Source organism: Streptomyces sp. KR55, from assembly GCF_052245645.1.
GTDB classification, from domain to species: Bacteria; Actinomycetota; Actinomycetes; order Streptomycetales; family Streptomycetaceae; genus Streptomyces; species Streptomyces flavusporus.
Genome location: NZ_JBQQCE010000395.1, coordinates 1 through 9,243 on the forward strand (window position 1 = coordinate 1; position 9,243 = coordinate 9,243).

The following is a 9,243-nucleotide window of genomic DNA, read 5'->3' on the forward strand; positions in this document are numbered from 1 at the left end:
CTCGCGCAGCAGCTCCCCGAGCCGGGTGCCCCCGCGCCAGTCGGGCACGGCCGCCGCCACCTCCGCCATCGCCCGGTCGGGGTCGCGGTGGGACAGCTCCCGGGTCACCCGGGTCAGCCGCGTGCCGATGGTGAACACCTCCGTGCGCGCCCCGCGGGCGGCGGCGTGCGCGAAACGCAGCAGTGCGTCGGCGTACGGCGCCATCGAGCCGCTGACGTCCACCAGCAGCACCACCCGCCGCGGCCGCTCGGCCCGGGCGTGCCGCCGCAGCAGCGCGGGCTCCCCGCCGTGCCGCAGCAGCTCCCGCACCGTACGGTGCGGATCGACGTCGCCGCGGCGGGCCGGGCGCCGTCGTGCGGTGCGGCGCGCCTGCCCGGGCAGCGTGAACGCGGCCAGCAGCCGGTGCAGTTGCGCGCGGTCGGCGGCGTCCAGGTCGGCCACGTCACGGTGGCGCAGGACTTCCGCGGAGCTGGCGAGCGTGGCGGCGGGCGGGGCCCGGTCCTCGTCCGGCGCGGGGGTGCGGGGGCGGCTTCGGGCGTCGCGGACGACCAGGCCGAGGCGCGGCGGGGGAGCGGTACGGGCCGGTTCGGCCGCCGTCGCACGGGAGCCGAAGTACGCCGCGAACACCCGCTCGTACCGCTCCAGGTCGTCCCGGTCGCCGCACAACGTCAGCCGCCCCGCCCAGTACACGTCCCGGCGCACGCCGGGCCGCAGCACGTCCACGGCACGCAGAAACGCGTGCACCCGCTCGGCGCTCGCGTCGACGCCGGCCGCCCGCAGCGCGTGGGCGAAACCGAGGAACGCCGCCATGCCCATGCCCGTCACCTCCCGTGTGCCGCCAGCGCCGCCGCCAGGTCGAGCCGACGGGCCCGTTCGGTGTCCTCCCGGTACTTCAGCACCGAGCCCAGCGTCGTCACCGCCAGCTCCGCGTCCACCTCACTCGCGCCCAGCGCGTCCAGGGCCGCCGCCCAGTCGATGGTCTCGGCCACGCCGGGCGGCTTGAGCAGGTCCTGTGCCCGCAGCGTCTGCACCAGCGCGGTCACCTGCTCGGCCAGCCGTGCCGACACGCCGGGCAACCGCCGCCGCACGATGGCCAGTTCGCGCTCGAAGGACGGATGGTCGAACCAGTGGTACAGGCAGCGCCGCTTGAGGGCGTCGTGCACCTCGCGGGTCCGGTTGGAGGTCAGCACCACCACGGGCGGCTCCTGGGCGCGCAGTGTGCCCAGCTCCGGTACGGTCACCGAGAACTCGGACAGCAGCTCCAGCAGGAACGCCTCGAACTCGTCGTCCGCGCGGTCGATCTCGTCGATCAGCAGCACCGACGGGATGGTCTCCAGGGCCTGGAGCAGCGGTCTGGCCAGCAGGAACCGGCGGTCGTACAGCTCGCCCTCCAGCCGCTCGGCGTCCCTGACCCCGGCCGCCTCGGCGGCCCGCAGATGCAGCAGCTGGCGCGGGAAGTCCCAGTCGTACAGGGCCTGCGCGGCGTCGATGCCCTCGTGGCACTGCAAGCGGATCAGCGGGGCGTCGAGCGCCTGAGCGAGGGCGGACGCGAGCGCGGTCTTGCCGACGCCCGCGTCGCCCTCGCAGAACAGCGGCCTGCCGAGCCTGAGGGCCAGGTAGCAGGCGACGGCCAGCCCCTCGTCGACGAGGTACCCCGTCTCCTCCAGGCGGGCCCGCACCTGCTCCGGGCCGTCCATCGGCGTGATCGGCCCTCACCCCATTCCGGCGGCGGCCAGGACCGCCCGCTTGGTCAGCACCCGCGCGAGGTGCGCCCGGTACTCGGGCGAGCCCGAGGTGTCCTGCGGCGGCCGGGTGCCGTCCGCCGCCGACTCCGCGGCGCGCGCCACGGCCTGCGCGTCGCCGGCACCCGGCAGGGCCGCCTCGGCCGCCGCGGCGCGCAGGGGGGTCGCGCCCATGTTGGACAGTCCGATCCGCGCCTCGGCGATGCGCCCGTCGTCGCGCCGCACCAGTGCGGCCACCCCGACGATCGGCCAGGACTGGGCGACCCGGTGGAACTTCTCGTAGTGGAAGCCCCAGCCGTCCGCCTTCGGGATTCTGATCTGCACCAGCAGTTCGTCAGGCGCGAGCGCGGTCTGCAGATAGTCGACGAAGAACTCGCGCGCCGGGACGGTGCGCCGCCCGCCCGGACCGACGGCGACCAGTTCGCCTTCCAGCGCCAGCAGCACCGCCGGCAAGTCGCCGGCGGGGTCGGCGTGCGCGAGTGAGCCGCCGATGGTGCCCCGGTGCCGTACGGCCGGGTCGGCGACCGTCGCCGTGGCGGCGGCGAGCAGCCCGGCGTGCCGGCGCACCAGCGGATCGCGCATCACGTCGTGGTGCGTGGTCGTCGCACCGATGACCAGGGCGTCGTCCTCCTCGCGGACCCCGCGCAGCTCCGGGATCCGGCCGACGTCCACGACGAGTTCGGGGAAGGCAAGCCTGAGCCGCAGCAGCATCAGCAGACTCTGCCCGCCGGCCAGCACCTTCGCGTCCTCGCCCGCGTCGGCGAGGGTGCGCACCGCCTCGTCGACGGTGGTGGGCCGGGCGTAGTCGAATGCGGGAGGAATCATGCCCGCGCCTCCTTCAGTGCCTGCCAGACCCGCTCCGGCGTACAGGGCATCCGCACGTCCGTCACCCCCAGCGGCCGCAGGGCGTCCACGATCGCGTTCACCACGGCCGGCGTGGACGCGATGGTGCCTGCCTCCCCGACTCCCTTGACGCCCAGGGAGTTCGTGGACGCCGGCGTCTCCGTCCGGTCGGTCACGAAGTCGGGCAGGTCGGGCGCGGACGGCACGAGATAGTCGGCCATGGTGCCGGAGACGAGGTTGCCGTCGTCGTCGTACACGGCCTCTTCGTACAGGGCCTGTGCGATGCCCTGGGCGAGTCCGCCGTGCACCTGCCCCTCGACGATCATCGGGTTGATCACCCGGCCGACGTCGTCCACGCACACGTACGAGCGGATCCGGGTCTGCCCGGTCTCGGTGTCGACCTCGGCGGCGCACAGGTGGGTGCCGTGCGGGTAGGAGAAGTTGTCGGGATCGACCACGTGCTCGGCGTTGATGGTCGGTTCCATGCCGTCGGGCAGGTCGTGCGAGGAGAACGTCTCGAAGGCGATCTCCTGGATGGTCTTCCGTGCTTCCGGGGAGCCCTTGACGGAGAACACGCCGCTGGTGAACTCCAGGTCCTGCTCACTCGCCTCCAGGAGGTGGGCGGCCACCTTCCGTGCCTTGTCCACCACCTTCGATGCGGCCCGGTGCACGGCCGTTCCGCCCACGACGAGCGAGCGCGAGCCGTAGGTGTCCATGCCCTGCGGGCTGGCCTTGGTGTCGCCGTGCACCACCTCGACGTCGTCGAAGGGCACGCCCAGCACGTCGGCGGCGATCTGGCTCCAGCACGTCTCATGGCCCTGCCCGTGCGGGCTCGTGCCGGTGACCACCTCGACCTTGCCGGTGGGCAGCATCCGGATGCTCGCCGCCTCCCAGCCGCCGGCCGCGTACCGCAGGTCCCGCAGCACCCGGCTCGGCGCCAGCCCGCACATCTCGGTGTACGTCGACACGCCGATACCGAGCCGCACGGTGTCCCCGCGCTCGTTGCGGTCCGCCTGCTCGGCGCGCAGCTTGTCGTACCCGAACAGCTCCAGGGCCTTGTCGGTGGCGGCCTCGTAGTTGCCGCTGTCGTATGTCAGACCCGCGATCTGCTCGTACGGGAACTCCTCGTGCCGGATCCAGTTGCGGCGCCACAACTCCACCGGGTCCATGCCGAGTTCGGCCGCCAGACCGTTTATGATCCGTTCGATGGCGAAGGTCACCTCCGGGCGTCCGGCGCCTCGTTAGGCATCGGTGGGGGTGCGGGTCGTGAACACGCCGGTGCAGGTGAAATCGTAGGCGTCCATCTTGTAGATCGCCGGATACATGAACGCGCCCAGGATCGGGATGCCCGGTGTGACCAGCATCAGGTAGGCGCCCATGTCGGCCAGCAGGTCCACCTTCAGGCCGAGGAGCCTGCCGTCGCGGTTCGCGGCGATCTCGACGTCCTGGATCATGCCGCGGCCGTGGTGGGTGGCCAGGTAGCCCTCGGAGCGGGACTCGGTCCACTTCACCGGCCGGCCCAGGCGCCGGGCGACGTCGAGGGCGATCGCCTCCTCGCCGTACACCTGCAGCTTGGAGCCGAAGCCACCGCCCACGTCGGGGGCGACCACCCGCAGCTTGTGCTCGGGGATCCCGGTGACCACGGAGAGCATGACCCGCAGGATGTGCGGGATCTGCGTGGCCGAGTACACCGTGAACTCTCCGGACGCGGCGAGCGGGGTGACGACGACGGCGCGTGGCTCCATGGCGTTGGGGATGAGGCGCTGCTGGTGGTAGCGGCGCTTCAGCGTCACTTCGGCGCGGTCCCGCACGGCATCGAACGCCTCGCCGGTCTGCAGCGGCCAGACGTAGCAGCGGTTGGTGCCCTTGCCGCTGTGGACCAGCGGGGCACCGTCGGCGAGTGCGGCCTCCAGATCCAGGACGGGGGGCAGCGGCGTGTACTCGACCTCGATCGCCTCCAGCGCGTCGGCGGCCGCATACCGGTCGCGGGCCACCACGACCGCCACCGGATCACCGGCGTACCGCACCTCGTCGACCGCGACCGGCGGATGGTCGGGCAGCACGATGTCCTCGGTCACCGGCCAGGCGCAGGGCAGCGAGCCCAGCCCGCCGGCGAGGTCGGCGCCGCTGAACGCCGCGACGACGCCGGGGCGTTCGAGAGCGGGGGAGACGTCGATCCGGTCGATGCGGGCGTGCGCCATGGGGCTGCGCAGGATCGCCAGGTGCAGCAGCCCGGCGACCTGGATGTTGTCGGTCCAGTTGGTCTGCCCGGTCAGCAGCCGGGCATCCTCCTTGCGGGCGCGGGAACGGCCGACCTCGGGCTCGGCGATCTGGTCGGTCATGCCGTCACCTCCTCCTCGGAGGCGGCGAGCACCGCGCGCACGATGTTCTGGTAGCCGGTGCAGCGGCAGAGGTTGCCCTCCAGCGCGTGGCGCACCTCGTCGGGGGTGGGGTGGGGGTTGTCGCGCAGCAGATCGCGCGCCGCCATGATCATGCCCGGGGTGCAGTATCCGCACTGCAGGGCGTGCCGGTCGTGGAACGCCCGCTGCAGCCCGGTCCACTCCCCGTCGGTGGCGAGTCCCTGGACGGTGGTCACCTCGGCGCCGTCCGCCTGGACGGCGAGCACCGAGCAGCTCTTGACGCTCACGCCGTCCAGGTCGACCGTGCAGGCCCCGCAGTTGGAGGTGTCGCAGCCCACGGGGGTGCCGGTCAGTCCCAGCCGGTCGCGCAGGTAGTGGATCAGCAGAAGCCGGGGCTCCACCTCGTCCTCGTACGTCGTGCCGTCCACTTTCACCGAGATACGGGTCATGTGCCCTCCCGAGCCGTACGGGCGGAATGAGGGAAATCAGCGGCCGAGCATGATGGAAGTCACTCTATGGCGAGGCCTGGTCGACGGCGAGTCGTGCGGCGGGCCTTGTCGAGCGTTAATCCGTTGCCCGTGGATGCCCGGTTCTGCTGCACTGCACGGACCCCGTCACCGCACCGTGAGGAGCAGCAGATGCGCGCAGCGTTCATGTCCACCCAGGAAGGAATCCCCCTCACCACGAAGGACATGACGCTCAGTGCCCCTGCTCAACCTGGGAATCCTCGCGCACGTCGACGCAGGTAAGACCAGCCTGACCGAACGGCTGCTGCACACCGCCGGAGTGATCGACGAGATCGGCAGCGTCGACGCCGGCAGTACGCAGACCGACACCCTCGCGCTGGAGCGGCAGCGCGGCATCACCATCAAGTCGGCCGTCGTCTCATTCCCGGTCGACGACGTGACCGTCAACCTCATCGACACACCCGGCCACCCGGACTTCATCGCCGAGGTGGAGCGGGTGCTCGGCGTCCTGGACGGCGCCGTGCTGGTCGTCTCGGCCGTCGAGGGCGTCCAGGCGCAGACCCGCGTCCTGATGCGGACGCTGCACCGGCTGCGCATCCCCACACTGGTCTTCGTCAACAAGATCGACCGCCGCGGGGCGCGCTACGAGGACGTGCTGCGGGCGATCTCGCAGCGGCTCACGGCGGCGGTCGTACCCATGGGCTCCGCCACCGGACTCGGTACCCGCGCGGCCCGCTTCACCCCCGGACTCGGCCCGGCCGCGCTCGACGCCCTCGCCGACCACGACGACGACCTCCTCGCGGCCTACGTCGAGGACACCGTCTCCCCCGACCTCCTCCGTGCCTCCCTCACCGCCCGCACCCGGCAGGCCCTGGTCCACCCGGTGTACGCCGGCTCCGCCATCACCGGAGCGGGCGTGACCGCGCTGCTCGACGGCATCAAGGAACTGCTCCCCGCCGCCGACGGCGACCCCGACGGACCCGTCTCCGGCACCGTCTTCAAGGTCGAGCGGGGACCGGCGGGGGAGAAGATCGCCTACGCGCGGATCTTCTCCGGCACCCTGCGCATCCGGGACAGGGTGCCGTGCGGCGACCCGGGCCGGGAGGGCCGGATCACCGCGATCAGCGTCTTCGACCACGGCACCGACGTCCGCAGCGACGCCGTCCCGGCCGGCCGGATCGCCCGGCTGTGGGGCCTGGCCGACATCAGGATCGGTGACTCGATCGGCGAACCGCGCAGGCCGTACGGGCACCTGTTCGCCCCGCCGACCCTGGAAACGGTCGTCGTGCCGGGGCCGGCGGCCGACCGGCGCGCCCTGCACCTCGCGCTCACCCAGCTCGCCGAGCAGGACCCGCTCATCGGCCTGCGCCACGACGAGGTGCGCCAGGAGACGTCCGTGTCCCTCTACGGAGAGGTGCAGAAGGAGGTCGTCCAGGCGACGCTCGCCGACGAGTACGGACTGGACGTCGGCTTCCGGGAGACGACCCCCCTGTGCATCGAGCGGCCGGTCGGTACCGGGGCGGCGGTCGAGTTCAACAAGAGGGACCCGAACCCGTTCCTCGCAACCGTCGGACTGCGCGTCGACCCCGCACCGGCCGGTTCGGGCACCGCGTTCCGGCTGGAGGTGGAGCTGGGATCGATGCCGTACGCGTTCTTCAAGGCCGTCGAGGACACCGTCCGGGAGACACTCGCGCAGGGCCTGCACGGCTGGCAGGTCACCGACTGCACGGTCACCATGACCCACTCCGGCTACTCGCCCCGCCAGAGCCACGCCCACCAGGGCTTCGACAAGAGCATGTCGAGCACGGGCGCGGACTTCCGCGGTCTGACACCGCTGGTGCTCATCGAGGCGCTGCGGCGAGCGGGCACCCGGGTCCACGAGCCGATGCACCGCTTCCGCCTCGAGGCCCCGGCGGACACCCTGGGCGCGCTGCTGCCGGTCCTGGCCGGGCTGCGGGCCGTACCCCGGACGACCGAGACCCGGGGCGCCGGCTGTGTCCTGGAGGGCACGGTGCCGGCGGTCCACGTCCACGCGCTCGAGAAGCAGTTGCCGGGGCTCACCCGCGGGGAGGGCGAGCTGGAGAGTGCCTTCGACCACTACGCACCCGTCGCGCACGGCACGGTCCCCGAGCGGCCGCGCACCGACCACAACCCGGTCAACTACCCATCGCTAAAGCTCGCTAAAGCGATGGGCTTGCACAACGGGCGTCACTGGCGGTGACGCTGCGTTTGCGTCCAGTCCCACCGCCACGCTGACGTGGTGGTGGGGCAGGGGCGATTGACTGCGCCCCGCTTCGCCACAACTCCCACGCACGCGCGCGGATGTTGCGGGAGCCGTTCCGGTCCGCATGATCAACGAATCCGCAGGACCGGCACGCGAACCAGGCCTGCGAGACCCGGTTCGCCTGGTCGATGTGGCCGCACTCGGCGCAGGTGCGGGAGGTGTACGCCGGATCGACGTACACCACCGGCACCCCCGCCCGGCGGGCCTTGTACGCGATGAACGCCCCCAGCTGGGCGAAGGACCAGCTGGAGTGGGTGGCCCGTTGGGGCTTGCGGAGCCGTACCCGCTCGCGGATGCCCGTCAAATCTTCCAGGGCGATCCCGCGACCGGTGCGTTCCGCCTCGGCCACCACATGCTTGGCGATCTTGTGGTTGATGTCCTTTGCCCGCCGCGCCTCCTTGCGCCTGCGCTTCTTGAGCCGCCGCTTGGCGGACGGGGTGTTCTTCTTCTGCAGCTTGGTACGCAGCGTGCGTTCCCGCACCCGGATGCGGTTGAGCCCGCGCCCGGCCATGATCTCGCCGTCGGAGGTGGTGGCGATGTTCACGATGCCCAGGTCGATGCCCAGGAAGCCCGCCGGTTCCGTGTTCAGCGCTGCTTCGGGTACTTCGCAGGTGGCCAAGAGGAACCACCTGCCGTCCCGGTGCACGAGGTCGGACTCGCCCCGGCGGTACAGGGCCAGGGTGGCCAGCTGCTGGGGGGCGGCGGTGAACGCCACGTCCTTGACCCGGCCCCGCACGGTCCAGATGGAGACCCGGCGTGCGGCGATCTGCCAGGACAGCATCCGGTCGTCGTAGGGCTGCGCGCTCTGCGGCCGGAAGGCGACCGGCTTCTCGGTGGCCCTGCGGTACCGCTTCGAGCCGGGTTTGCCGAGGTTCCCGGCCTTCAGGTTCGCTTTCAGAGTCGCGTAGGCGTCACAGGTCTTCTTCACGACGTGCTGGGCGGCCTGGGCCCCCAGCCGCCACCGCGCCTTCACTTCGTCATAGGTGAGCTTGCGCAGCGCGAAGTTCTTCTTCACATCGTTTTCGAAGGCCACGCAACTGACCCACGTGGCGGCCTCGTTGCAGGCGCGCAGAGTCGCCTCAAGTGCCGCCGCCTGCACGGGCGTCGGCAGCAGCTTCACCTGCACCACCAGCTTCACACTCGCGACGCTACCCCGCACTAGGCGGCCCCCGCATTCGAACACGGAAAACCGGAATGCCGGCCAACCGTCCAGGCCTCTCCCCGCGCTCCGGGCCGGATGCCCCCCGCGGTGCTCCGCACCGCTCATCTCAGGATGCGATTCCTCCGGGCGTGAACACCCGGGGTTCCTCACAAGGATCCCGCTGAACTCTGCGTACCCCGAGGCCCGTTCGCCGGTGCGTCAGGCCGCCGTCGGGCTCCAGCCCCCCGGCCGCAGGATCCCCAGCAGTTGCCGTACGAGTTCGTCGACCACCTCGTCCAGCGTCGCCGGGACCCATCCGGCACTCCAGTCGTGGATCAGTCCGTTGACGCTGCCGATGAACGCGGTGGCGGCGACGCGGTAGTCGCGGGGTGCCGCTTCCCCGCGT

The 9,243-nt window shown here is 71.9% G+C and carries 6 protein-coding genes and 2 pseudogenes; 1 reads left to right on the forward strand and 7 read right to left on the reverse strand.

Annotated elements, in window-relative coordinates; genetic code table 11:
- The 5 genes and pseudogenes from ACTWQJ_RS39015 to ACTWQJ_RS39035 all read right to left on the reverse strand — a co-directional run.
- Nucleotides 1-816: vWA domain-containing protein (locus ACTWQJ_RS39015; protein ID WP_443311176.1), on the reverse strand; the 816-nt coding region annotated here is incomplete at its 3' end.
- 5 nt (nucleotides 817-821) lie between these two features.
- Nucleotides 822-1,697: an AAA family ATPase gene (locus ACTWQJ_RS39020; protein ID WP_443311177.1), complete on the reverse strand. Its 876-nt coding sequence runs from the start codon at nucleotides 1,695-1,697 to the stop codon at nucleotides 822-824.
- A gap of 15 nt (nucleotides 1,698-1,712) precedes the next feature.
- Nucleotides 1,713-2,567 carry an FAD binding domain-containing protein gene (locus ACTWQJ_RS39025; RefSeq protein WP_443311178.1) on the reverse strand — a complete coding sequence of 285 codons (855 nt, stop codon included), beginning with the start codon at nucleotides 2,565-2,567 and terminating at the stop codon, nucleotides 1,713-1,715.
- A pseudogene (locus tag ACTWQJ_RS39030) lies at nucleotides 2,564-4,927 on the reverse strand (xanthine dehydrogenase family protein molybdopterin-binding subunit). The gene ACTWQJ_RS39025 and the pseudogene ACTWQJ_RS39030 overlap by 4 nt, the downstream one beginning before the upstream one ends.
- Entirely contained in the window at nucleotides 4,924-5,394 is a 471-nt protein-coding gene (locus ACTWQJ_RS39035; protein WP_409467633.1) for a (2Fe-2S)-binding protein, read from the reverse strand. The pseudogene ACTWQJ_RS39030 and the gene ACTWQJ_RS39035 overlap by 4 nt, the downstream one beginning before the upstream one ends.
- A 253-nt stretch (nucleotides 5,395-5,647) precedes the next feature.
- Between ACTWQJ_RS39035 and ACTWQJ_RS39040 the strand changes: the two genes are divergently transcribed.
- Nucleotides 5,648-7,633, forward strand: coding sequence for a GTP-binding protein (locus tag ACTWQJ_RS39040; protein ID WP_443311179.1), 1,986 nt, complete (start codon nucleotides 5,648-5,650; stop codon nucleotides 7,631-7,633).
- On the opposite strand, the gene ACTWQJ_RS39045 is transcribed toward ACTWQJ_RS39040, so the two are convergent.
- Together ACTWQJ_RS39045 and ACTWQJ_RS39050 are read right to left on the reverse strand one after the other, a co-directional pair.
- Entirely contained in the window at nucleotides 7,593-8,834 is a 1,242-nt protein-coding gene (locus ACTWQJ_RS39045) for an RNA-guided endonuclease InsQ/TnpB family protein (protein WP_443311180.1), read from the reverse strand. The two genes, ACTWQJ_RS39040 and ACTWQJ_RS39045, sit on opposite strands and share 41 nt — an antisense overlap.
- A gap of 222 nt (nucleotides 8,835-9,056) precedes the next feature.
- Nucleotides 9,057-9,243: pseudogene (locus ACTWQJ_RS39050) on the reverse strand (TetR/AcrR family transcriptional regulator); the annotation flags it as partial.

What these genes read in the sequence shown, in the direction of transcription:
- ACTWQJ_RS39020 (WP_443311177.1), bottom strand. Translation starts at nt 1,697, where the DNA reads ATGGACGGCCCGGAGCAGGTGCGGGCCCGCCTGGAGGAGACGGGGTAC.
- ACTWQJ_RS39025 (WP_443311178.1), bottom strand. Translation starts at nt 2,567, where the DNA reads ATGATTCCTCCCGCATTCGACTACGCCCGGCCCACCACCGTCGACGAG.
- ACTWQJ_RS39035 (WP_409467633.1), bottom strand. Translation starts at nt 5,394, where the DNA reads ATGACCCGTATCTCGGTGAAAGTGGACGGCACGACGTACGAGGACGAG.